Genomic DNA, 25,652 nt, shown 5'->3' with positions numbered 1-25,652 from the left:
GGATTTTTTTATTTGAAAGTGTTTATAGAACTATGAATTACTAAACTGTAAATTACTCAAATTCTTATAAAGACCATTTTCAAGATTAATTAATTCCTGATGCGTTCCCTGTTCACTGATTTTTCCATTATCAAGTACCAAAATCTGATCGGCAGAACGAATCGTTGAAAGCCTGTGTGCAATAATAATACTTGTTCTTCCTTCCATCAAAACCTCAAGAGCTTCCTGAACCAGTTTTTCACTTTCGCTATCCAAAGAAGAAGTCGCTTCATCCAAAATCAATATCGAAGGATTCTTCAGCAAGGCTCTGGCAATTGCGATACGCTGTCTTTGTCCGCCAGATAGCTTAATACCTCTTTCACCAACGATAGTGTCAAATTTTTCAGGAAAACTTTCTATAAATACAAAAGCATTGGCTTGTTTTGCTGCCGTGATAATTTCTTCATCAGTGGCATTTGGCTTTCCATAAGCTATATTTTCTTTTATGGTTCCGCCAAAAAGAATAACATCCTGAGGAACAATACTCATATTTCCGCGAAGATCTACCAGATTATAATCATAAATATTTTTTCCGTCAATTAAGATTTCCCCGCTTTCTATATCATAAAAACGCAGTAATAAAGAAGCAATTGTAGATTTACCCATCCCGCTTGGTCCAACGAGAGCGATTTTTTGTCCAAATCCGGCAGAAAAATTAATATCTTTTAAAACCTTTACTTCTTTTCTTGAAGGATAACTGAAAGCCACATTTTTAAAACTAACATCTCCTTTTAATTTGTTTATTAAAGAAATACCTACATTAGAATTAATTTTTTCTGGTGTTTCACCCAAAAGCTCAAAAACTCTTTCAGTAGCACCAATAGCTTTCTGCATTTGAGCATATAATTCGGCTATACCTCCTGATGAAGCCCCAACATAACTGGAATATAATATAAAGGTAAATAATTGTCCAACGGTTATTTCGCCGGCAATACTCAATTGTACTCCGTACCAAACTACAGCTACTATAGTTCCAAATAGACATACAATAATAAAGGAAGCGAAAAAACCTCTGAATTGTCCGCCTTTAATCCCCATTTTAACAACCTCTTTGATTTTTTCTTTATAGCGGGCAATTTCATACCATTCATTAGCAAATGCCTTAACAATACTAATTCCCTGCATCGTTTCTTCAACAACAACCTGGCTTTCGGCAACCTGATCTTGAACTTTTTTTGAATATTTTCGAATAAATCTTCCAAAAATAACTGCAGCTACACCAACAAAAGGAACCACAGAAACCATCATAATGGTCAGTTTAATATTGATGCTGGCCAGCATAGCAAAACTTCCGATAATCAAAATAAACTGTCTTAAAAATTCAGCAATTGTTGTAGTTAGAGTATCCTGAATCTGGGTTATATCGTTACTTATCCGGCTGTTTAATTCGCCCACACGTTTTTGGGAAAAAAATGACATTGGCAGTTTAACCAAATTAGTATAGAGTACCAATCGCACGTTTGCCAAAGTGTTTTCGGTAAAATTAACGAACAATGAAAGTCTGAAAAAAGAAAATAAAGACTGCAATAATAAGACAAGTCCTAATCCCAATGCAATCTGATTAGCGAGATGTGCATCTTTTTTGTGAACACAGTCTACAAGCATTCCCATAAATTTAGGGAAGGCTAGGGCAGTAACACTTGTAAGCAGTAAAAAAAACAGTCCTGCATAAAATTTCCACTTATGATTATTGGCATATTTAAAGATAAGAACTGCTTTTTGCAATGAACTTGCTGTAATTTTTGATTTTGGTAAATCATTTTCCTGGAATCGAGCCATTTTATTTTTTTTATGATACAAATGTAAGGCTATATCAATAGGATAACAAAAAAAATGAGGAGTTTGAACACTCAATAAAGCACTGTTAATGAGCAGACAAATAAAAACCTTTAATTTTTTTTATCATTTTTCCAAAAAAATGCTTGCAATTACGAGTTCTAGTTGTATATTTGCACTTGCAATCACGAAATGATAGCAACTAAAAATAGGGCGATTAGCTCAGCTGGTTCAGAGCACCTCGTTTACACCGAGGGGGTCGGGGGTTCGAACCCCTCATCGCCCACTGTGAGGGATAATTGAAAAAGTATCCCTCTTTTTTTGGTATATAAGGTATCCCTTTTCCTCCATTTTACGGATCAAGTCTTAAATCTGTGGATTAGCAAAAATTAAGCATAAATACTCTTTGCTGATCTTCAGCTGTATTATAATTATATTCCATAGTTTATTTATAACCAAACTCTAGATTTTGATGGTGGCTACTACCTTTTCCAGCCTTTTATTATAATTATCAAGAAGTAAAGAAGCTCCATTTGTAGATGATAATTCTTGTAAACTTGTTTCACAAAGGGTATCTATTCTGCACATTTGATCTATATTTGATCGTAACTTGCCTTGAATTTTATCAAAAATGGAAATATTTTCAATTGCAATTTTAATTAGTTTAATTAGTTGTTTAAAGTCTACTTGAGATAATTTATTGTCTGATATATAATTTTCTAGCCTTGCTCCTTTCCTATATTTAGGATAGTTTTCAAGTCCCATAAACAGTAACATCCATGACTTATTGTATCGTCCAATAGTTTTTATAATTCCTATATAATCTGCAATTAACTCATCGTGCAGGTTATTTGATGCCACTCCGTATTTTTTTAATGTATATAGGTGTGTACATTCGTGTTCTTCTCTTATCGAAATAGAATAAGATAACCATAAATTTTCAGTCAAACCCAATTGTTTTGCCGTTACATTACTATAGGGTTTTGTGCTTAGAATAATTAATTTATCTTTATATGAACTCTTATTTGGTAACACATTACAAGAAAACTCTTCGACCCAATTTTCAGAAGTGTTAGCTGCTAACCAATCGTTTTTTAAAATAGTTAATCTCTCCCTGTTATTAATTCCATTGATTAATACTGCACCCATAGACTGCGGAACATCTTTGGGGTTGTTTTTATATAATAGTGATTGTATAATTGTTGTGAAATCTTCTTTATTTGGAATCGTTACTATTGGTATTTTACCTGCAATGCTTTTATGAACTTTAAAAGCTATATTTTTAGAATCGTTTAGCTTTAGTGAAAAAGGCAAATTTATATTTTCAGTTTTTCCTCTTAAAACTATATCTTTATAAATTTCTGTTTTTTCTATGCCTATTTCTATTGGAAAATTCAATTGAGGATAGCTTTTTTTTAATTCATTAAAAACTGTTTTACCTTCCGTAATTCTTTTTGAAATTCCTCCCCAATATTCAAGATCTATTTCGTCTACTAAAGGCGAAAATGACTGTTCCTTTGACCAAAATTTATTTAACAGATAGGTTTTAAGCTCTTCAGAAAAATCAGGGCTGATACTATGGTCTGCCTTTTTTAATAAAGGTAATTTATCTAACATTATTAAGCAATTTGACGTTTAGCAAGTTCTGTAAATAATCCGTCCATTTGTATTAGCTCATTATAAGTTCCTGTTTCTTTAATTTCCCCTTTTTCCAAAACAAAAATACGGTCAGCATTTTTTATAGTACTCAACCTATGTGCAATAACAATACGGGTAGCTTGGAGTTTATCTAAACTTTCTGCAACAATATTTTGAGTTTTATTATCAAGAGCACTTGTTGCCTCATCCATAAATAATAATCTAGGTTTATGAACAATTGCTCTAGCAATCATTAATCTTTGTCTCTGACCTCCTGAAAATGTACCTGCTCCTTCACTAATAAACGTATGCATTTCCATTGGCATATTCTTTATATCATCTTCCATCCCAACCATGCGTGCTGCAACCCAAGCATCATCTAATGTTAATTCTGAATTGCCAACAATATTTTGATAAATACTGCCTGACATAAGTGCTCCATTTTGCAGCACTACACCTATTTGTCGTCTTGTAAGTTCTTTATTCATCGCGTCAAATGTATTTCCATCATAGAATATAGAGCCTAACTCAGGATGTTCAAAACCTAAAAGTAATCTCATAATTGTTGATTTTCCAGAGCCAGATGCACCTACAAAAGCAACCATTTCACCAGGTTTTATTTTAAGTGTAATATTTTTTAAAATTAAAGGCTGATCAGCATAATATCTAAAAGATATAGAATTCAGTTCAATTTCACCCATTAATTCACCTGGATCAATACTATCTTCTATCGATTCTGTTTTTTCTTCTAAAATTGGCTTAACCCTTTCATACAGAGGAATAACACTAAGCGAAGTAATAAATGCCATGCTTAACTTTAAACTATCATTTAAAAACTTATTAAAAGAAATAATAAAAGCCATAAACGATCCTACGGATAACATGCCAGAATTTTGAGAATTTAAAACAGTATAATATATAAATGAAAAAAATAGTATACTTGTAAAAAGGGGATATGAACTATTAAAAACTTCTACATAGTTTTGATAACTCCCTGAACTAAACCCCAATTTTTTTAATTTTGAAAATTTATCACCCCATAAAGAAAAAATTCTTTTTTCACCTCCTGTTATTCTTATTTTACTAATTCCAGATAAAAATTCGAAAAGAAAACCTTGAATTTCCCCTTCGTATTTAGAAACCTCCCGATCATACTTCAATTTTAGCCAGCCTATTAAAACCATAAAAGCAACAGCAATTAAAGCAAGCCCAATTCCAACCCATGCTAAACTCGAATCATAATAAAATAGAAGTAACAAATTAACAAATGAGAATGCACCAGTAAGCACTACCGTCATAAGTGTATTAGAAAGAATCTGTCTAATTGAGTTAATACTTAAAACTCTATTTGTGAGGTCGCCAGCAGTATATTTTTTGTAAAAAGCTACAGGTAAGCGAAGTATATAATCCATTACACCAGCTTGCAAGTTAACACTTGATTTTGACTCTACTCGCATTTGTAAGACTCCTTGAGTAAGCTGCAGTCCAGCAGATACCAAACCGATAATGATCATAATCGTAAAGATTTCTAAATGTACCGATTTATCTGCAGTTGGTATTACATCGTCATATATCATCCCAGACAAAATCGGAATTAATAAACCCATTAGACTTCCGAGTAAAGAAGCAACCAATAATAATTTGGCATCTTTTTTTACACCATTCATAGCGAAATTTAATACTTTTTTTACGGAATTCATTTTTACATCAAATCCAGAAAAAAACATATAACCTATTGGGTCTAAAGATTCGGCTATTTTATTGTTAACTACAGTTTCAGTCCCTTTTAAAAGATTTTTGATTATGTAAGTTGCAGAATTTTGCTGTATAAGGGCAACTGGCTCATTAGACTCTTTTATAAATGCTAATAAATGCCCGTTTTCATCTTTCCACCACACATCTCTCAAAATAATTTTTCGTATTCTTACTTTAGAACTTTGTGCAATAGCATATAGAAGATTGTTTGCGTTATGTATATCTAATTCAAAATGTTTTGGAACTTCAAATTTAAAGCCGGCATGTTCGCCTATTAATTGACATGTTAAATAAAGTATGTTTTGTTTTTTATTATTGGTGTGATGTGATTTTTTTTTATTACCTGTGACTATAGATTTTATTTTTTCTAAAGTGTTTTTTAATTCTTCTTCTTGATAAATTAATTTATCATTGAGATTATTTTTTTCGAACAAACTATTGATCTCAATATTTTTGCAAAGCTGATTGTAAAAATGGGCTTGTAATTTTTCTAAGGAAATTAAAAAATTAATTTCATCTTCTAGAACTTCTCTGGTACTCATTAATTTTAATTCAGAAAATTCAGATAGAGACTTAATCCATAATTTATTACAAACAGGAATTGGAAATTTAAGGGAATCGTCAAAGTTAATAGTTTCCTGTTCTGAGAAAACGGAAAGTTCTCCATGAATTAAACTTACCCAGTTTATTCCTTGAGACGGGTATGCTACGGTATTTTGATTTAAAATAAAATCATTATAGGTATCTAACGTGTTGTAAGATTTTGGAGCACTCTTTGAATTAATTTTAAATGAAGTTTTTAATATCCATTTATCAATCATACCTTTTAGAAAGAAATGATCTATAGTAGTGAGTTCGTGTTTATTTATAGATAATAAACTCGCTTCGTTTGAAAAAACAATTAAACGAGTGTCATTAGTACACTCAGAAGATAGTAAACTAAATAATAAGTCTCCTTTTTTTGCAGAGTAAAGATATTTTAACGCACATAAATATTCTCCTTTTTCATCAACTCTAACATAAAACACATTTACTTCACCAGAAACTACCATCCAAAATTTGTCTGTGCTATTAAGTATCAATGGTTCTTCAACTCCTATACCTATTTTATCTTTCGTTGACATATCTTAATTTTTATTTTATTTCAATCAGTTTTGCATAAACACCATTTAGTTTTAATAATTCTTTATGAGAGCCTCGTTCTACAATTTTACCAAACTCCATTACAATTATCTCATCACAGTCCATTATTGTGCTTAGTCTATGGGCAACAATTAAACAAGTACATCCTCTTTTCTTAATATTATCCATCACAATTTTTTCTGTGGCAGAATCTAATGCACTAGTAGCTTCATCCATAATTAAAATTGTTGGGTCACAAACTAAAGCTCTTGCAATTTCAATTCGCTGGCGCTGTCCTCCGCTAAAATTCGAACCGCCTTCTAATACTTCACTATCATATCCATCATTTCTAGCAGCAATAACATCATGAATATCAGCATCTCTTGCTGAATTTATAATGTTTTTTTGGGGAATCATGGTGTCCCAAAAAGAAATATTTTCTTTAATCGTACCATTAAACACTAAGACTTCCTGATCTATTACCGCTAATGATTCTGTAATGATATGTCTAGGTATATCTCTTCTATTTTTATTATCAAATAAGATATCTCCTTCCCATGGATCATAAAGTCCCGAAGCTATTCTTGCAACGGTTGACTTTCCGCTACCGGAACCTCCAACTAAAGCGACTCTGCTTCCAGGTCTTAATTTTAAATTAAAGTTTTCTATTAATGCAGGCATGGTGCGACTATATCCAAAAGTCACATTCTTCATTTCGAAGTATCCAATCAATTTGTTATTAATAAATTCACTATTTGCCTTTTGGATATTTTCATCTTCTTTATCAATAAATTGTTTATCAATTTCATAATTCATTACATCATCAATGCGTGCCATATCACTTTCTGTTTCGTGTAGCATGGATGCCACTGATACAAGCTGGTTTACTGGTGTAATAAAATTATTCATTAAATAAGTAAAGGCAACTAAAGCGCCTAAAGTCATTTCTCCTTCCATTATCCTTAATGCACCTATTCCTAATATTAAAGTATTTGTTAAAGATGAAATTAGATTTGGCAGTATATTAAGTCTTATGGTTAACCATCCAAATTCTTGTTGAGCATTCATTACTTTAGCTAAATATCCTATCCAATTCGTGAAAAAATCATTTTCTCTACCAGAGGATTTTAATGTTTCAATCATACTAATTCCCGAGGTAGTAGTACCTAACAACTTTCCAGTTTCATTGCTTAATCTTCGACTTCCATCTTTTCTAGCTGTTGAAACATATCTTATGGCAGCAACATTTAATGTTGCCATAAAAACACCAATTACTGTCAGGGTAACATCATAGGAGAACATTAAAATTGCATAAAAAAACACAACAATAACATTTAATGCAGCGTTTGCTAAATCCCCACTTAAAAGTTTTGCTACTTTATCATTTAATGAGACTCGATTACCTATTTCGCCACTGTATCTTTGAGTAAAAAAAGCAATTGGTAAATGAAAAACATGCCAAAGAAATTTACTAGAAGTTACCAATGCAAGTTTTGTTTCTAATTTAAGTAAAAAGTATTGCTGGAGATAAACTAAACAAGCATTAACAATTAGAAGTGCACCCATAATCAGTAAAAGAGGCATTACAAAACCTGAAAAATGATTAATTAAATATTTATCTATAAATATTTTAAGGAATGAAGGAATTACTAAACCAGGAATTACTAAAAACAAGCTTGCTATAACGATGTAGATAATACTTAATTTTGAATTGGTAATTCTTGAAATTAAAGATGCTATTAATCCTTTTTTATCATTTCCTTTTTCAAATTCTTTTGAAGGACAAAAGGTTAAAACCACACCTGTATAAGAATCATCAAATTCTTTATGATTTACGTAATACCTACCTTGAGCTGGGTCACTAAGGTAGACTCTGTTTTTTGTAAAACCCTCTAGAACTAAAAAATGGTTAAAATTCCAAAAGATAATCGATGGAGTTTCTAATTGCATTAGCTTTTCAATAGATTTAGCATATCCTTTTGCTTCTAATCCAAACTCTTTAGCTGCTTTTATGATATTAGTAGCCTTCAATCCATCTCGTGATACTCCACAAGCTATTCTCAATTTTTCTAATGGAACAAACTTGCCAAAATGTCCTAAAATAATACTTAAAGCCGCCGCCCCACATTCAACGCTTTCCATCTGTAGAACAGTCGGCACTTTAACACGTTTAGGTTGTTTTTTTATAAGTAAGTTTGTGTTATTTTCCATTTTGATAGATCAATATAGGTCAAAAAATTTCTTAAATGCAGGAACAACTAGTGTTACAGGAGGCTCACGTTTGATAGTAATTTTACCCAAACATGATGTCCCTTCTTTCAGAAAAATATCGGGTCCTTTAGCAGAAGTCCATTTATAACCACTATACGATACAGGGTCCTTTTCAAAATCGACATAAACTTCAAACAAAGGGCCACCTACTAAAAGCTGCTTTGTAAGCTGATCATTTTTAACAGAGGTTAGCATTCCTTGCTGGGTTATCGGAAAATCAGACACATAAGTTACTTTCCCTTTTATAAAACCATATTCTTCAGGCTGCACAGTCGAAGGAACAATTAAAGCTTCCATTCCTTTTTTAATTTTTTTTCCATCTTTTGAAGGAATATATAGAATTCCTCTTAGCTGTGACTGTTTTGTGTTAAATGTATTCTTAAGTTTAAATAATGGAGATCCAGCTGATACTACAATTCCAGCATCGGTTAAAACTTCAACTACTTCTCCATCATAAGGACTTTTCACATTTCTTTGATTGTCATATTTTTCAGTTAAAAACTGAAGATTTCTTTCAGCTTCTGCAATTCTCTGTCTTTGTAATGTAACTTTCTGCTGTATATCAAATATCAAATCATTTTGTTGACGGGATGTTTCTGCGATTTGTCCTTTTAATCTTTCGATTGTGTTTTTTGAAGCCTCAATCTGCTGTTTTGTATTTGCAACTTGCGATTTAGTTATTAAACTTTTTTCAAGTAGTACATTCTCTGATTCCAATTGATTATTCAGAAATACGATCTTCTTTTTTTCTGATTCGATTTCGCCTGTAACACTTATGCGTGACTGAATAATTATTTTACCTTGTAATTGAGCACCTTGATTTCCGTAAGACAATAACTTTTCCATTTCAAATTTTCTGTCTGACAATATCACTTTTGCATCTTCTATTTGCTGAAATAGTTCCGGTTGTCGTATTGTAGCTATAATATCTCCTTTTTTGACTTTATTACCGATAGCTGCTTTTAACTCCACTAATTGTCCTTGTGCAGTAGCTACTACCTCATGAACGTCACCACCTAATACAACCCCAACTACATCTAATTTTGTTTTTACGGTACCCATAAATGACCATATTAATGCTGTAAAAATTGCGACCGCAATTGTAATTAGAGCTATCCAGGCTTTTGTGCCAGTAACCTTAATCAATTGATCTAGTTTTTCTGGAGTAGAAAGTTTCTCTAATGCCGATTTTCTAAAAAAAGGTGCTGACATAATTTTATATGTTTTTAATTTTCCGTATTAGGAATAGTATAAAATGCATTTTGAGTAATCTTAAACCCAAGATCTTCTTTATAAATAAGAGTTCCTGTTTCATGTCTAAGAATTATGATTGCATTTGAAAACTGCTGCTGTGCGTTTAAATTCTGTAATTCTGAAGAAGTAAGCCTTTCTTGAAATATCATTAAATTTAAGAGAGTAGTTAAACCTGATTGAAACTTTATCTGTTCATTATTAAAAGCATTTTGAGAAAAATCAAAAGCTTCCTTTGATTTTATAAGAACCAAAACGCTATTAATCAAATTATTAACTGCTAAATCAATATTCAATTCAATATTTCTATTAGTGTTTTCATTTATTGTGGATTGATTTTGTAAAGCGATTTTACTTCTTGAATAATTCCCTTTTGCCAGATTGTTATTGAGTGGAAAAGAGAATATTAGTTTAGCTCCAGCTCCAATATCCTGACCTTGATTGTTAGTAAGAGAAGACCAAGATTTATCAAGACCATTCCCAATGCTTGCACTTCCATAAAAAGCAAATGCTACTAAATTTAATTGAGGCTCTAGATTGTTTGCTGCTAATAGGTATTGAAGCTCTATTGCTTTATATTCTTCTCCAATTGCCTTTACGTCACCTCTATTATTCTTAGCAATTTTAATAAGTGCATTTTTATCAATATCACTATAATATCCAGATTCTGAAATAGTTGGAAAGTCATTAATAGGGGTATCCAATCTTTGACTTTCGTCATCGCTTAGACCAATAACTCGTCCTAAATTTAATCTTGCATTAAATAGATCTTGTTTTGCAAGAGCGGTTAGCCTTTCTTGATTACTTAAATCGGCATTAACCTGATCTAAATCACTTTGTGGTTTTTTATCAGCTTTTACAAGCTCAATAGTCATATTTAACACTTCTCTTACCCTATTTTCATTTTGAATATAAATGGATAAACTCTTATATGCAGTATAGTAACTCCAATAGGCAATACCAATTTGCTCAATTTCATAAGAATTTGCAAATTCATAATCATGTTTACTTTTATTGATATAAAAAACTGATGCTTTTTCTGATGCTGTAGTTACCTTTCCTCCTCTTCCTCTTAAAAGAGGCTGGGTTAATGTAAGATTAACATTGCTAGAATGATTACCATAAAAAGCGCCAACATATTCAGCAAAGGAATTATAGGGATAATTACTATTATTATAATTATAATTTAAACTTACATTTACTATTTGTCCGGAACGTAATGTTTTTTGTAAGCCCGTTGAAACATCAAATGAATTATTTTTTAGGGCTTTATCGACGTATTTATTTCTAGAATCGGCATCAAAAAGATTGTATTTATCATTTTTATATGCAATTTCTGAATTTAAGTTAAAATCAAATATACTTTTTTGAAGTTGAAAATTAGCTTCGGCATTTTGGATAGAGTAATTAGCGCTTTTTATCGTTGGATTTTTATTAAATGCAATACTTGAGACCTCTATTAAATCACATTTAATTTTAGACTGACAATATAAAATATTACTTGTAGTCAATAAAATATAAAACAAAAAGTAACTCCTCATATTTGAACCTTAATAATTAACGCTTAATTTAACCTCGGAAAATTTATTTAATATTTGACTAAAACGAGCACCAGCTTGAGAAAGCACATCTAATACTTTTGTATCAATTAAATCCTCTTCTTCAGGAACCCCATATCCTAAACGATCTGTTGTTTTTCTTAATCTATTAGAAAGAAATAATGCCAATGAGTAATAAAAATTAGCTTTAAAATCTGGATTTGAAGAAAGCCTTGAGTCTATTGCATTACGAGATATTTTATAGACAACGGATGCATTTTTTGAAATGACAGAAACCGAAGGAGGCCTAGATTCTAAAAAAGACATTTCACCTACAACTTCTCCAGCTCCCAGCAGCGCAATTTCTTCACCACCAGTCTCATCTGAAAAAATTGACAATTGACCTGATAGTAAAATGAATAAACTATCAACATAATTTCCTTTCTGGATCAGTTTCTCGCCAGTTTTTAATTCTATTTTTTGTCCATTCTGGATCATCCATTCCACATCTCTGTCATCTAATTGACCTAAGAAAAAAAGCACTCGTTTCATAATATATATTTTTAAGGTTATGGTTATTTAATTATGCTTTATTTAAAAATTCATTAAAGAATCTTACAGCCTTTGATAATCAGTAATAATTGTACACTGCTCAACAACGTTACATTAATACAGCCTAAATTATTTTCGTTTAATTCAAAATCTTTTAAAGTGGATTTAAAGAAATTCTGCATTTAATTAATACTTTTTTATCAGACTCTTTTAGGCTAGTGAGTTTATTAATGCTTTGGGGGATATATCATATTGATTACTGAACAATTTTGAAAAATAATGAGAATCATTATATCCAACAGAATAAGAAACTTGAGAAATGGAATCTTGAATATAGTTATCTATTAGTTGCTTTGCTTTATGCAGCCTTAGTATGCGTATGTATTTATTAGGAGTTAAGTAAACTAAATTTGCAATTTTTCTATGAAGCTGTCTTTCACTTACAGCCATTTTACACGATAAATAATACAAATCAAGATCATCCTTAGAAATGGAATTATAAATTTCTTTCTCTAAGTTTATTAACCAATTTTGGTCGTTTTTTGTAACTTTTTCAGGAGTGATCTTATTTGAGCATAAATGCTGAACATTCTTATTTGATTCATAAATCTCAAAAATATCAGGCCGACTTCGTATTGTTAAGCTTACTGATTTAGATTTCATTTCATTTAATATTTCCTCTATAAGATCATTAATTTCATTACTGCTAGAAAAAATAATCTCATTTTTAATCTCGTTCCCAGGTGTGCCAGCTGTACTAGCTGTAATAATAGAATCTAATGGACTCTTTATATGTGAGAATAAATGATTTAAAATATCTGGTGAAGACCAATCTATTGCAGTTTTCTTTGCTGTTGTATTCATGATTTGTAATGGTAATTAATTCTATTGATTACTAATTTTCAAAAATCGAGTACTAATATCTTTTTAAGCAGATTTAAAGTCATTTGATTTTTATTTTCAAGACTCTCAAAAACAGATTCTTAAAACGACTTATACGCTTTTATTACTTAAATTATCATTCTGTTTTATCAGCTTTTCTAAACTCTAAAATTTTAGTTATAAATAATTCTAAAGCAATTTGATATGTCAAAACTACTGTAAGATTTTTTTGTTTTTTTACACTTTAAGTGTAAAAAAAGTTAAAAATTACTAACTATTCAGCTCGATGTATGGGAGTGAACATCTATGAAATCGGTCAACTTACAAGAAAAAAACCTCGTATTACTTCAATCTGTAGTGATGTTTAAAGTTATTTAGGTCGTTTTTATAAAGAAGAGAAAAGTACATATTTAGTCATAAAAAAACACTGCAAAGTCACAATGATATCATTCTGGCTCTTTTTAGTTTTTTTACAAAGAGTAAAAAAAAAATTCAGCTTTACATCCGTAAATTTAAATATAAATAATTCATATTTATTAATCTTAAAATCAGTAAAAACAAATCTTTAACAAACTAAATGGTTACAAAAAATCATAATTTATTTAATAAAAAACATATACCAAGACTATATCGGCACCACAAAAATTATATAAGAATAAATAGACCAATGTAAATTAGCATTAGGCAACGATTTTTTTTAATAGTAAAAGAGGGGACTAATACAAATATTAGATATGAATATACCCAAAATATAAATTGTGAAGCAAATCAAAAAAGTAATCTTATAGCATCTTTTATGACGAAAAACATCTAAAAGAGAAATACCAAATTTCAAATATATAAGAAAATAATTTCAAAAAAAAAATGATCATCGCTAAAGGATTTGCATAATAATCTTGAGAAGCTATATCAACAATGAAAATTTATCTGAAACCAAAGATAAAAATATCTAAACCTATAGTCATTTGCAATTAATTTAGCATAAGTCTGTTGAAAAAAAGAGTTTTCTATCCAGATAAAAGAAGGAGAGATTAAGATTATGCATCCCGATTTTTATTGCTTCTTCTTAAACATTGCAACCTTTTTTTGTAGCTAAAAGGATTAATCTCCGTATGATTTGTTGTGAAATAAAGTTTTTTCAAATAGAAAAGGTTTGTCTGTATCAAGTTCTGTAATCAATAAATTTAGCAGCTAGCTAAACATTTACGTACTTTTAAGTAGACAGCATAAAAGTGTTTATAATAAATTTTATCCTTGTAGAATGACGTAATTATATAACAAAAAAAAACATTTAACTTTTTCTATATCATTCGTAATAATCTACACTCACGCAAAATATCTTCGTCATTGCCTTTATCAATACCTAAAATATCCTTTATCTTACTTTTGCGTTTTTTAACAGTATCTTCCGAAACTTTTATAGTACTTGCAATGGTTTTTATTTGACATCCATTGGAAATAAGTGTTATAATTTGGCGATCAATAGTATCAAAATGACCTTCGGCTAACAAACGTTCCGTTTTCGCTTTTTTGGCAGTTTTACTAAAATAGTTTTCACCAGTCATGACTTTTTCATAAGCCAGCAACAATTCTTCATCGTCGAAATCAGTTTTGACCATAATTCCGTTGACATGTGTTTTTTGATAAATATTGTACAAAATAACACTTTCAAAATGCGAAGTTATAATTAATGTTTTTGCAGTAGGAATAAACTCATGAACCAAAAGTGCTAAATCACCACCATCAAAAATGTCCTTTTCGGGAAAAGATGGTAAACTATAATCTAGCATTACCAAATCAAAAGGAATTGATTGAATTTCATTTGAAATAAAATCGTAAGCAGCTTTACAATTGTTTGCAGAATAGAACTCTAACTGATGTCCTAAGTTATTGTGAGACAGAATAGTTTGATATCCAGTAATCATTGAAGGATGGTCTTCAACTATTAGTATTTTTCTTGTCATTAGTATTTAAAACTCAAAGCTATTAAATTCTATTGGAATTGACAAATTTATTTTTGTTCCTATATTTTGTTTCGATTCTATAGAGAATTGTCCCTTAAGCTCCATTGTGCGATGATTCATATTTTTTAATCCAATTCCTTTTTTTGTATGCGTTACATCAAAACCTTTACCATTATCTGCAATTTGAATACTTATACTTGTTTCATTTTTAGCAATTGCAATCGTTATTAAATTAGCATCTGCATATTTATTAATGTTCTGTAATGCTTCTTGAAAAATTCTGTAAAGATTCATTTTTACATTTTTATCAATAACTGACCATACTATTCTCGGGTCAACTTCTATGCTTATTTTAGCTAATGGATTAATATTTAACTCACTAAATAACGCTTTAATAATGGCTTCAAAATCATCAGAACCTGAAAAAACTGTAGTGTTTAGTTCGTGTGTTAGATTCCTAATTTCTTCCTCAATATCTTTCATACAAGCAATATGTTCTAAATGCTTTTTTATCGATTCCGGCGATTGACTGTGTTTTATTTCGTATAAGTTCATACGTATTGCTGACAATTTCCCAATTATCCCATCATGGAGATCTCTAGAAATTCGTTGTTTTTCAATAAGCCTGCCTTCTTCCATCTTTTGCTGATTTGAAAGCATTAAATTATAAATTTGCGAATCGTTTAGAGCTTGTTCTTGTTTGCGAAACAATTTTTCAAGTTTGATATTCTTGTTTTTGTGATATAAAATAATTGATAATAATAATAAAGCTAAGCTACTTATGACAGCATATAGAATAAATTGTTTAGAGATTTCATTTTTTTTATTCTCAACTATTTTTTTTTCTTGGATTATTTGGTCGGTTTCAAACTCTATACGGGCATATTTATTACGAGAAGTACGTTCTACATCTTGAAGACTATCATTAAGATGTATGTATTTATTCGTATAATAGAATTTTTTTTGAGGATTTGCTGAAGATAATAATTTAAGAATTCTGAGTTCGTCTTCAAAAAGATTATTTTTATGTGCTTGTAATTGCGCATCCTTTAAATAGTAGTTGGCTCTTAAATTGTTTTTTTGATTTAAATGATATTCACCTAAATAAGTTTTGGAAGTAATTTGAACGGGAATGTTACTAATACTTTTACCCATTTTTAAATTTTCTTCAAATTGTTTTAATGACGATTTGTTACCCAGTTTAAATTTAGAATAAGCCAGTTTATTAGTAAGATAACAATAAATAGGAGGATCTATTTTTTTGAAATCTGCTATAGCTAACCCTTGTTCTGCAAATGCAATAGCTTTTTTATATTTTTGAGTTTTTACATATATATTAGCAATATGATTGTAGGGCTGGCATTTGTAAGATAAATAATTAGAATTTGTTTTTAATTTTTCACAAATTCTAATAGCTTTATTATAATAATCTACAGCTTTTTCATAATTATCTAGCCCCACAAGTGTACTTCCTAAAGTGAGATAACAATTGTAAATCAGCAGGTTGTTATCTTTTTCAATACCCAGTTTTAATGCTTCAATCGCTAATTTTTCAGCTCCTACATAGTCATTTTTAAAAGATAATATTTCTGCTTTCCATATCTTTAAATTACCCAATAAATTATCATTCTTTTTTTTTAAATGGATTTTCTCTGATTTTGTAAAGTAATAATAAGCCGAATCATATTTTGTTTCTTTATTATAAACAATTGCAATACTGTAACTTGCATTCTGAATACCTTCGTTATCATTTAATAAAATTGATTTTCGATACAGCTTTTGCAGTAAGTGTATACATTTCTCAGTCTCGCCAAGTTGAAAAAATGAATCTGCCAATTCAAAATAATAGTCAGATGATATCACTAAAGTGTCATTATTTTGAATAATTTCAGAAGCTAATAACGCCTTTTCTAACCTTTCTTCTTTAGTTATGTTTTTATATGTAGAAGTTGAAATCAACGAATCTAAATTATTAGCATTTGAAGTGTAAGAATTTTGATTTTTACGCTCGCATCCAATAAAAAAAATACTAAAAATAAATATTGTTGTAAATTGTTTCAATCGTTTTTAATTAAAATAAGTGTAAAAGTACATTTTTTCAGACTTTTTAATATGCAAAAAAAATAATACTAAAAAAATTAAAAAGGTTATTTTTTTGGTGGGATTATGCTGCCAGAATTATTTGGGTCAACTTCAGCTTGAACTTTAGGTTTGTCAGTTTCTATTTCGTCTGCAGTACAAGAGTTTAAAGTGGCTAGTAATGATATAATCGCGATAATATAATAAAAATGTTTCATGACGTTTTTGGTTTTGTTAGAAAATATTTGTTTGAGCAACAGCTTTATAATAGTCGTTGGATTATTAAAAAAATGCTTTTCAGGAATTCCTTGTACTTGTAATATTACATGACAAATCTATATCGTTTTTAGGATTTGATTTTAGACTAAAAGTGTAAAAAATGTTAAAATTCTTACTTTTAATGGTTTGTCTTTTTGAAAATAATCTGACGATTTCAGTTAAAAACAGAATCATCTTGCGATAAGAGTTTCGCTTTGAATTGCTAAATCACCAATAAAACGGAATCATTTCATTAGTAATATTACATTCTCTTTTATAGTAGTAGTAGTAGTAGTAGTAGTAGTAGTAGTAGTAGTAGTAGTAGTAGTAGTAGTAGTAATTTAGAAGTTTTTTTCTACCTCATCTTATAATAAAGCAGCGCCAAAATAATAATAAAGATGATAAAGGAACACGATGACAATAGAAAATTGCCAAAAAGTAAATAGGAATTTTATATATTTATTCAGATACAATGTATGTAATAATAAGATTTCCTTTTTTAATCATGAAAAGGAAATCTTATTATTATAAAGTCACAAGAGATACTATCTTTCTAATATTTTTTTGGCAATGTTTAATTATTTTAAATTTTCGATTAAAAAACCCAGCATTGTTTGGTACAATTCTATTTGATTTTTTTCTTTGTGAAATCCGTGTCCTTCATCATATTTTACCATATAAGGAACAACAAATCCTTTTTTACGTAGTGCTTCAACTATTTGGTCTGACTCGTTTATGTTTACTCTGGGATCGTTTCCTCCCTGTATCACAAATAATGGCTTTTTAATTTTATCAATATGAAAAACAGGAGAAACTTCTTGGGCAATTATTTTCTCTTCTGGATCATCAACATCATACCAATAGCCTTTAATAATTTTTATGTAAGGTTTCCAATAAGCCGGTATAGAACTCATAAAAGTAAAAATATTGGAGACTCCACAGTAATCGACACCACAAACATATAAATCCGGGGTTTTTTCCATCCCTCTCAAAACAGCATAACCACCATGACTTGCTCCATAAATAGCAACTTTAGTTTTATCGACAAGACCTTCATTAATTACATATTGCAAACCATCTTCCACATCGTCCATCAGTTTTCTTCCAATTTGTTTAAAACCTGACTTAAAGAATTCTTTTCCATACCCGCCAGAAATTCTGAAATTGACCTGTAAAGTAGCATAGCCCCTGCTAGCAAACAATTGAGTTTCCGGATTAAAACTCCAATGATCTCTAACACCTTGCGGACCACCGTGTGGATTTACAATTAAAGGGAATTTTTTAACTTCTGATGTTGCTTTTGGTAATGTAATATAGCCATGTATCGTTTTTCCGTCTCTGCTTTTAAAGATGATTGGGCGCATCTCTGCCATATCTTCCTCTTTCAATTGAGGCATTAAATCATACAGAAAGCTGAATTCGTTTTTTTCGGGATCATACGTATAATATTTCCCGACCACTTTATCGCTTGTAACAACAACTAAATACATTGATTCATCGTCCGTTACACCAATGATTCTATATTGGTAACCCGTAAATTGTTTTCTTATATTTTGATCTAAATTTTTAAAGAATTTACTTTGAGGAACAATCTCTTTTTTATCACCTTCGTAAATAAAGCAATCTATTTCATAGCCTCTTTTTCTGGATAAACTTATATCACTGACGTCATAATCATCATTTGAGAAAATTGATTTAATGGGTTTATTTAATTTTAAATCATATAATTGAATTTCAGCTTTGTCAGACTCCAAATTTGTTAAAACATAAGCATCATCAGGATTTTTAGAAGAATAGTTATACTGCAAAACCTCAAAGGTATCTTCCATCCCATATTCCTTTATTAGGCTAAAGGTTTCACCTCCGTCTTTTGTGTAAAAGTATTGCGTAATAACGCCATCTTTAATTTTTGTATAACCTCTTAAATTTCCGTCTTTGTCAAAATCATAATCTACAATTGGGGTTTCAACATTTTCATTTTTATAGAGTTGCTGAAATTCTCCAGTTACGATATTTAATTGATAAGGATCAGAAATTTGAGGTTTATTTTTGTTCATTGAAATAATGATATGGTCAGGATCTTCTTTAAGAAGGGCTAAAATATCTGCTTTTACACCATCAAACGGAGTCAGCTCTTTATTAGCACTACCATCAATTTTTACAGAAAACAAGTGATAATTTTCGTTTCCGCCTTTATCCATTATGTAAATTAAATGATTGTTGTTTACCCAAGCATATCTGCGGATCAATTCTCCTTTTTCTTCTATCACTCTTTTTACTTCTCGTGTTTTTATATTTTTTACATACACGTGATTTTTAAGATTGGCATCTTTTTCTTGATAAGACATATATTTTCCATCAGGAGAAAGCTGAAAAGAAGATGCTTTTGGCTTAGCAAAATAATCTTCTACTTTGTATTTGTAGTTACCATTGTCTTTTGCAGCTAATGCTTGTAACTCTTCTTCAGAACTAGGCAAAGCTTTATTTCCTGGTAATTTGTTTTCAAGTTTAGATAAGGTCAAAGGCGATTCCATTCCGGATTGTTTGTAAGATCCAACCAACTGGTCATTTTCAAGTACACCCACATAAGTTATACTCATTTTACTGGAAGAAATAGTGATTTCCTTGGCATTGATTACGGTATTGTCAAACAAAATCCCTTTTTTTTCTTGTATAGGAAGGTCTAAGGTAGTAGCTAATTTGCCCCTGTCATTTACTATATGGAAAATTAAATCCAATTTGTTACCCCGCCTATCTATTGTGCCTTTCCAGTCACCGGTAAACTCTTGTGCAAAACCATAAATGCTCATACTAAAAAGTAAAATAAATAAGATTAGTTTCATGTAGTAGTTGATTATTGGTCCTTATGTAAGACTTTCCAGAATTATTGCTTTTTGGAATTCCTGATCTTCTAATGAAAGTTTTTTTAATTTTCTTTCTATATTTTCTACCGCATTGAGTTCGAAAAAATCTTTAATTGTTCCAAATTCCGTTTTCAAATCCCTGGATGAAGAATTTACCTCAAAGTAAGGAATGTCGCCCCTTAATACTTGAGTTATTTCGTGTTCTAAAATTTTTAGCAAGGGAGAATTTTGTGGAAAATCGTTATAAGCTACAGATAAATATTTTCTTACTTTATATTCATACTGTGTTTTATCTATCAGGTTTCTAGGCTCCTTCATAAAATTGATAATTATTCGATATGCGCTAGTAGATCGCCAAATATATCGTATTGGTACATTATTAAAATGTTGTATAGGAGAATCTTTAGATAATAAAAAATCCTTGTTTTTTAATAATAATTGATAGCAGCCTTCAAATCCGCTTATGAAGTCTTCCAAGTACTCTTCTACAAAAACCTTTTTACCATTTAACGTAGGTACATTACATTTGATATAATCTTCTTCTGCTAACTTGGTAACCATTCTCCAATATTTAGTAAAACGGTTAACCCCTAATTTTTTATCTCTGTAACCGTGGGTTTCTTTAGAACATCCTAAACCACATGCTCCTACCGGAAAATCTCCTTTAGCTCCATTATTAGGAAGTAAAAAAGTATTGAGAACCGTATCTTTTTTCCCCTCATTAAATTGTCTGTAGTACTCTTTGAAATGAGTAGATATTTTGGGTAAAATAACTGTTTCGTGATCTATCAGTACAGGAGTGTCTCCATGAGCAATAAGATTTTCTGCATGGTAATCTGTAGCATTAATTACATACAAAATACCTAACAAATATCCCGCTCTTTTGTAGTAGGTTTGTAAATCTTTTGAAGTATTGCAATGTTGTTCAGAGACAAATTCTTGCCAATGGTAATTTTTTTTATTGTGAATTTGATACATACTATTACCCATATCCAAATGCTGACCAACCCAATCCAAAAGTATGAAATATGATTCTGAAATTCCAGCATCTGTAGGTTTGAAAATTAATTTTTGATTTTCTGATAATATTAATATTGCAGTTGATTTTCCATTATGCTGATCTCCTTCACCAATATTTATATCTTCTAAATATTGATCCTGAATGATACTTTTTTCCTGAAGAAAAATTTTATCTTCATAAAAAGAATTTGTTATATCATAAAATAAACTCTCTATATTTTTTTTGTGAAACATAAAATTTTCGTCCATTACAGGAAATTGTTCTCTAATATCCTGCCAATTACTTTCCTCCAGCTTTTTGAAATATTCATCAAAAGAAAAGTTAGTTTGTTTGATCCTACTGGATGTAAGATGTTCTACCAACACATTCTCATTAACAGAACATAGAAAATTTGTAACTTTATTTTTAATTTCTGTTTGCTGCAGAGATTCTAATATTGTAAGATTATCCATTGTATTAGTAGATTAAAGATTTTGCATTAATAATTTATAAAGGATTACACCACTAATAGTTATTAAATCTAAAAATTAATCAGTGGGCAGAAAAATAAAATGCAACCAAAGAAAAAAATGGTTGCATTTTATGATTATAGTTTTCTTAATATCTTTATTATTACCAAGTAATAATACAAATACAACCATTTGAACCAGCTGCTTCTAATGCTGTTGCTGCTCCTCCAGCAACCAGCTCTAACTCTTGCTCAGTAAGTTCAACATTACTAGTTTTGATAAGATCAACATAAATAGTATTTAATTCTGGTTGATCCTCAACGATAAGTTCATATCCACTTGGAACATTAAATTTTGGATTAAATGCTTTAAGTGTTTTTTCTGAATCAGCTAATAAACTAGCTTTAAATGATGAATCTTGATTAGCTTTTGCTACAACTGAATACAAAAATGCTTGATTGTTAACTAGATTTTTTCTTATTTTTTCTGAATTACTCATAATTTTAAATATTTTAAATGATTATTAATTAATTTTATGTGTTTTTTATCAAAACAACTTATTTTATTGAAATTAGAATTTTTTATTACCAAGTAATAATACAAATACAACCATTTGAACCAGCTGCTTCTAATGCTGTTGCTGCTCCTCCAGCAACCAGCTCTAACTCTTGCTCAGTAAGTTCAACATTACTAGTTTTGATAAGATCAACATAAATAGTATTTAATTCTGGTTGATCCTCAACGATAAGTTCATATCCACTTGGAACATTAAATTTTGGATTAAATGCTTTAAGTGTTTTTTCTGAATCAGCTAATAAACTAGCTTTAAAAGATGAATCTTGATTAGCTTTTGCTACAACTGAATACAAAAAAGCTTGATTGTTAACTAGATTTTTTCTGATTTTTTCTGAATTGTTCATGATTTTAAATGTTTTAAATGATTATTAATTAATTTTTATATGTTTTTTATCAAAACAACTTATTTTATTGAAATTAGAATTTCTTATTACCAAGTAATAATACAAATACAACCATTTGAACCAGCTGCTTCTAATGCTCCTCCAGCAACTAGCTCTAACTCTTGCTCAGTAAGTTCAACATTACTAGTTTTGATAAGATCAACATAAATAGTATTTAATTCTGGTTGATCCTCAACGATAAGTTCATATCCACTTGGAACATTAAATTTTGGATTAAATGCTTTAAGTGTTTTTTCTGAATCAGCTAATAAACTAGCTTTAAATGATGAATCTTGATTAGCTTTTGCTACAACTGAATACAAAAATGCTTGATTGTTAATTAGATTTTTTCTAATTTTTTCTGAATTGTTCATGATTTTAAATGTTTTAAATGTTATTTGTTTACTTATTAAATCCTTCACTGCTTTTAATAAATAATTCTTAAATTGTTTTTAACTACACCACTATTTTAATTTAATAATTATTTAAATTTTTATAAAATCTCTAATTGTTGGGAACAAGTTATTTAACAAATCTGTCCATACCGTTTGTCCTCCTCCTGCGATAATTTCTAATTGATCTTCTGTAAGTTCAATATCCTCAATATCGGGTTCACTCGGAATATTCATGTACACCTTTGATTTATCCGTCTGATCATTCACCACTAGTGTTTTACCTTCTGGCAATATGATTTTTGCTCCTGTAAGATTTTCAATTGCTATTATTGGATCAGATATTAATTTTTTTCTAAACTCAATATCTTCCCATGCTTTTGAAATTATCAATCGTAAAACTTCTTCTTTATTTTTTCTTTGTTCCATGATTCAATCTCTTAATTAATGTAAAATTAGTTGATCTATTAATGACTAAATTGCCAAATAAACCGTCAAAAAAACATTCTAGTTGTAATCTTTAAAAATCATAGATCATAAGTTTTATTTTACGTTTGCATCTTAAACCGATCTCATTATTAATGTAAAATTAGTGAGTCAGTTTGTTATGAAATTGCCAAATAAACTGACAAAAAATATTCTGGCTGTATTCTTTAAAAATCATAAATCAAGAACTTTATTTTTGCTTTAGCTTCATAACCGCTCTTTTTGTTAATGTAAAATTAACCCGTTGGTTTGTGATGAAATTGCCAAATAAACTGGTAAAATATAATTTTAAAGTAAAGATTATTAATATTGTAAATTATTTAGAATATGAGGGTTTCTTTCCACGAAATACATCTTTAGTTCTCCCTTTCCCTTTGCTTGAATACTTCCTCGATATTCAAACCTAAAGCATTCTTCATTTTTTATGAGATGATAAAGCGATTCACTGATGTTAACTTTACCTACAATTCCGTTGCTTTCTATTCGGCTTGCAGTATTCACAGTATCTCCCCAAACATCATATTGGAATTTTTTAACCCCTACAATTCCCGCAACTATTGGGCCTGCGTGAATACCTAATCGCATCTCAAAAGCAGGATTATTATTGGCGTCATTGTTAATTTTTCTTTCAGCCATAAAATCCTGCATTTCTAATCCTGCCAATACAATATTTTTTAAAGATTCTTTATCTGGTTTTGGGATACCACCAGCTGCCATATAAGAATCTCCAATTGTTTTAATTTTCTCTATATTGTATTTTTCAGTGATTAAATCAAAAGCTTTGAAACAGGTATTTATTTCTTCTACTAAATTTTGAGGAGACATTTTCTCAGCGGTTTGAGTAAAGCATTTAAAATCTGAAAAAAGTACCGAAACTAAAGTGAAATTTCGCGCATTAACAAAACCTTTTTGTTTTAGTTCTTGTGCTATTTCCTCAGGTAATATATTTAGTAATAGTTCATCGGATAGATCCTTTTCTATTTTTAAAGCTATTTTAGACTTTCGTGTGTAGTTTAATCTATTCCATAATCCTAAAGCTATAAGAACTATAAAACACAGAGAGATAATAATAATATTTTGCTGTCTTTCCTTTTTTTGAACTTCTTCTTTATGTTTGGTTTCAATAACATGTTCTTTCCTTACATGAGATATACTATCTAGTAATTGTTGATGTTGAAACTCCATATTCATCATTTTATTAGAAGTTTCTCCAGATTTTAAGCTGTCCTTGAAATTAATTGATTTTTCATAAAAATACAGAGCCAATTTGTCGTTTTTAGTAAACTTATAAGCATTATAAAGACAATCACAAGCATCTTTTTTAACCGATGTAGCGCCTATTTTTTCAGCATTATTATATCCTTTTAAACATTTTGTAATTGCTTGTTTGTTTTTATTTAACTTATTCAATATTTTGCCAAGGGCAACTTCTGTAATACTTATATATTGAAGACTATTAATTTTAGTAGAATATTCAAGTGACAGATTATAGTAATATAATGCTCTCTCAAAATTAGATTGTCTAAAAAACAATTCTCCTAAACTAGATAATACTTCGATTTTTAATTGTTTATCATTTATTTTATCTGCATTAACTAGCGCTTGGTTAAGATTTTTTTGAGCTTTTGTGTAATTACCTAATTTTACATATACTATCCCAGAAGCATTTAAATTTTGAGAAATAGCTTTTATATCTGTACTTTTTTTATAAATTAAATACGATCTATCATAGTATTTCAATGCATTTGTGTAATCTTCAACTTGTGAATATATGCCCCCAATATTTTGTGAAGTTGCCGCAATCATTTTCGTATCGTTTAATTCTTCTTGAATAACAATAGCTTGTTTGTAATAGTTTAAAGCATTTAAATAATTTCCTAAATAATAATAAACACCTCCTATATTATTTAATATTGAAGAAATTCCTTTTCTATATTTTGTTTTTTTATATTCTTCAGTACTTTTTTTAAAAAAGATTAGAGCATTTGAATAATCTCCCTGATAATAATAAGTTACTGCTTTATAACTATAGCAATCACCTACTTTTCGGCTTTTACCTAAAGAATTATACAAGATTAGGCTTTTATCAAAATACAATAGTGACTGCGCATAATTCCCAGCATCCTGACTTTTCATACCTAAATTGAGAATGGAATCTGCATCCTTACTATTTTTACTTGTCACGATTTCTTTTCTCTCTATTTTTGATTGTCCAAAAAACGATATTACATTCAATAATAGAAATATAGAGAAAACGGTATTTATGCTCGTTCTCATGAATATGTTGTTTTAATAAGAGCCTGTTTAAATTTTATTTTTGAGATTTATTATTAGAGGATTTTTGAGTGAAACAAGG

The 25,652-nt window shown here is 29.7% G+C and carries 18 protein-coding genes and 1 tRNA gene; 1 reads left to right on the top strand and 18 read right to left on the bottom strand.

The genetic code is table 11. The annotated features are described in order from the left end of the window. Positions 1–30 precede the first annotated feature (30 nt). The gene (locus tag OZP07_RS11530) at positions 31–1,818 is read right to left on the bottom strand and encodes an ABC transporter ATP-binding protein (RefSeq protein WP_281635189.1); all 1,788 of its coding nucleotides are present in this window, start codon (positions 1,816–1,818) and stop codon (positions 31–33) included. Positions 1,819–2,026: 208 nt separating this feature from the next. On the opposite strand from OZP07_RS11530, the gene OZP07_RS11525 reads away from it, so the two are divergent. Further along, positions 2,027–2,101, top strand: a tRNA-Val gene (locus OZP07_RS11525). 176 nt (positions 2,102–2,277) lie between these two features. On the opposite strand, the gene OZP07_RS11520 is transcribed toward OZP07_RS11525, so the two are convergent. From OZP07_RS11520 to OZP07_RS11440, 17 genes are all read right to left on the bottom strand, one after another. After that, complete coding sequence (locus OZP07_RS11520) at positions 2,278–3,432, bottom strand: DUF7005 family protein (RefSeq protein WP_281635188.1); 1,155 nt, start codon at positions 3,430–3,432, stop codon at positions 2,278–2,280. A 2-nt stretch (positions 3,433–3,434) separates the two neighbouring features. Next, positions 3,435–6,332, bottom strand: coding sequence for an NHLP bacteriocin export ABC transporter permease/ATPase subunit (locus OZP07_RS11515; protein WP_281635187.1), 2,898 nt, complete (start codon positions 6,330–6,332; stop codon positions 3,435–3,437). Positions 6,333–6,342: 10 nt separating this feature from the next. Continuing rightward, the gene (locus tag OZP07_RS11510) at positions 6,343–8,541 is read right to left on the bottom strand and encodes an NHLP family bacteriocin export ABC transporter peptidase/permease/ATPase subunit (protein WP_281635186.1); all 2,199 of its coding nucleotides are present in this window, start codon (positions 8,539–8,541) and stop codon (positions 6,343–6,345) included. 9 nt (positions 8,542–8,550) lie between these two features. Beyond that, positions 8,551–9,813 (bottom strand): NHLP bacteriocin system secretion protein, encoded by a 1,263-nt coding sequence (locus tag OZP07_RS11505; RefSeq protein ID WP_281635185.1) that lies wholly within the window; start codon positions 9,811–9,813, stop codon positions 8,551–8,553. A 14-nt stretch (positions 9,814–9,827) separates the two neighbouring features. After that, entirely contained in the window at positions 9,828–11,363 is a 1,536-nt protein-coding gene (locus OZP07_RS11500) for a TolC family protein (protein ID WP_281635184.1), read from the bottom strand. Between the two features lie 39 nt (positions 11,364–11,402). After that, complete coding sequence (locus OZP07_RS11495; protein WP_281635183.1) at positions 11,403–11,942, bottom strand: cyclic nucleotide-binding domain-containing protein; 540 nt, start codon at positions 11,940–11,942, stop codon at positions 11,403–11,405. Positions 11,943–11,995: 53 nt separating this feature from the next. Continuing rightward, the gene (locus tag OZP07_RS11490) at positions 11,996–12,124 is read right to left on the bottom strand and encodes a hypothetical protein (RefSeq protein ID WP_281635182.1); all 129 of its coding nucleotides are present in this window, start codon (positions 12,122–12,124) and stop codon (positions 11,996–11,998) included. 28 nt (positions 12,125–12,152) lie between these two features. Further along, the gene (locus OZP07_RS11485) at positions 12,153–12,806 is read right to left on the bottom strand and encodes a helix-turn-helix transcriptional regulator (protein WP_281635181.1); all 654 of its coding nucleotides are present in this window, start codon (positions 12,804–12,806) and stop codon (positions 12,153–12,155) included. Positions 12,807–14,125: 1,319 nt separating this feature from the next. Beyond that, on the bottom strand, positions 14,126–14,788 hold the full coding sequence (locus tag OZP07_RS11480) for a helix-turn-helix domain-containing protein (RefSeq protein WP_281635180.1): 663 nt from the start codon (positions 14,786–14,788) through the stop codon (positions 14,126–14,128). Between the two features lie 6 nt (positions 14,789–14,794). Beyond that, complete coding sequence (locus OZP07_RS11475; protein ID WP_281635179.1) at positions 14,795–16,849, bottom strand: tetratricopeptide repeat-containing sensor histidine kinase; 2,055 nt, start codon at positions 16,847–16,849, stop codon at positions 14,795–14,797. Between the two features lie 854 nt (positions 16,850–17,703). Continuing rightward, positions 17,704–19,968 (bottom strand): alpha/beta hydrolase family protein, encoded by a 2,265-nt coding sequence (locus OZP07_RS11470; RefSeq protein WP_281638439.1) that lies wholly within the window; start codon positions 19,966–19,968, stop codon positions 17,704–17,706. A 21-nt stretch (positions 19,969–19,989) separates the two neighbouring features. Then, complete coding sequence (lanM, locus tag OZP07_RS11465) at positions 19,990–21,462, bottom strand: type 2 lanthipeptide synthetase LanM (RefSeq protein WP_281638438.1); 1,473 nt, start codon at positions 21,460–21,462, stop codon at positions 19,990–19,992. A gap of 160 nt (positions 21,463–21,622) precedes the next feature. Further along, positions 21,623–21,958 (bottom strand): hypothetical protein, encoded by a 336-nt coding sequence (locus tag OZP07_RS11460; protein ID WP_281638437.1) that lies wholly within the window; start codon positions 21,956–21,958, stop codon positions 21,623–21,625. A gap of 85 nt (positions 21,959–22,043) precedes the next feature. Next, complete coding sequence (locus OZP07_RS11455) at positions 22,044–22,379, bottom strand: hypothetical protein (RefSeq protein WP_281638436.1); 336 nt, start codon at positions 22,377–22,379, stop codon at positions 22,044–22,046. 86 nt (positions 22,380–22,465) lie between these two features. Continuing rightward, a complete protein-coding gene (locus OZP07_RS11450; RefSeq protein WP_281638435.1) occupies positions 22,466–22,792 on the bottom strand; it encodes a hypothetical protein in 327 nt (108 codons plus the stop codon). Between the two features lie 111 nt (positions 22,793–22,903). Then, positions 22,904–23,239 carry an NHLP leader peptide family RiPP precursor gene (locus OZP07_RS11445; RefSeq protein ID WP_121323112.1) on the bottom strand — a complete coding sequence of 112 codons (336 nt, stop codon included), beginning with the start codon at positions 23,237–23,239 and terminating at the stop codon, positions 22,904–22,906. 360 nt (positions 23,240–23,599) lie between these two features. Further along, on the bottom strand, positions 23,600–25,573 hold the full coding sequence (locus OZP07_RS11440) for an adenylate/guanylate cyclase domain-containing protein (protein ID WP_281638434.1): 1,974 nt from the start codon (positions 25,571–25,573) through the stop codon (positions 23,600–23,602). Between the last annotated feature and the right edge of the window lie 79 nt (positions 25,574–25,652).

This window comes from Flavobacterium marginilacus (assembly GCF_026870155.1).
GTDB lineage: Bacteria > Bacteroidota > Bacteroidia > Flavobacteriales > Flavobacteriaceae > Flavobacterium > Flavobacterium marginilacus.
This window is presented reverse-complemented; position numbering and strand designations above follow the sequence as displayed.

Coding starts and splice junctions, on each gene's coding strand:
- OZP07_RS11510 (WP_281635186.1), bottom strand. CDS start 8,541: ATGGAAAATAACACAAACTTACTTATAAAAAAACAACCTAAACGTGTT.
- OZP07_RS11520 (WP_281635188.1), bottom strand. CDS start 3,432: ATGTTAGATAAATTACCTTTATTAAAAAAGGCAGACCATAGTATCAGC.
- OZP07_RS11490 (WP_281635182.1), bottom strand. CDS start 12,124: ATGCAGAATTTCTTTAAATCCACTTTAAAAGATTTTGAATTAAACGAA.
- OZP07_RS11495 (WP_281635183.1), bottom strand. CDS start 11,942: ATGAAACGAGTGCTTTTTTTCTTAGGTCAATTAGATGACAGAGATGTG.
- OZP07_RS11440 (WP_281638434.1), bottom strand. CDS start 25,573: ATGAGAACGAGCATAAATACCGTTTTCTCTATATTTCTATTATTGAAT.
- OZP07_RS11450 (WP_281638435.1), bottom strand. CDS start 22,792: ATGAACAATTCAGAAAAAATTAGAAAAAATCTAATTAACAATCAAGCA.
- OZP07_RS11505 (WP_281635185.1), bottom strand. CDS start 9,813: ATGTCAGCACCTTTTTTTAGAAAATCGGCATTAGAGAAACTTTCTACT.
- OZP07_RS11515 (WP_281635187.1), bottom strand. CDS start 6,332: ATGTCAACGAAAGATAAAATAGGTATAGGAGTTGAAGAACCATTGATA.
- OZP07_RS11480 (WP_281635180.1), bottom strand. CDS start 14,788: ATGACAAGAAAAATACTAATAGTTGAAGACCATCCTTCAATGATTACT.
- OZP07_RS11460 (WP_281638437.1), bottom strand. CDS start 21,958: ATGAGTAATTCAGAAAAAATAAGAAAAAATCTAGTTAACAATCAAGCA.
- OZP07_RS11455 (WP_281638436.1), bottom strand. CDS start 22,379: ATGAACAATTCAGAAAAAATCAGAAAAAATCTAGTTAACAATCAAGCT.
- OZP07_RS11445 (WP_121323112.1), bottom strand. CDS start 23,239: ATGGAACAAAGAAAAAATAAAGAAGAAGTTTTACGATTGATAATTTCA.
- OZP07_RS11485 (WP_281635181.1), bottom strand. CDS start 12,806: ATGAATACAACAGCAAAGAAAACTGCAATAGATTGGTCTTCACCAGAT.
- OZP07_RS11470 (WP_281638439.1), bottom strand. CDS start 19,968: ATGAAACTAATCTTATTTATTTTACTTTTTAGTATGAGCATTTATGGT.
- lanM (WP_281638438.1), bottom strand. CDS start 21,462: ATGGATAATCTTACAATATTAGAATCTCTGCAGCAAACAGAAATTAAA.
- OZP07_RS11530 (WP_281635189.1), bottom strand. CDS start 1,818: ATGGCTCGATTCCAGGAAAATGATTTACCAAAATCAAAAATTACAGCA.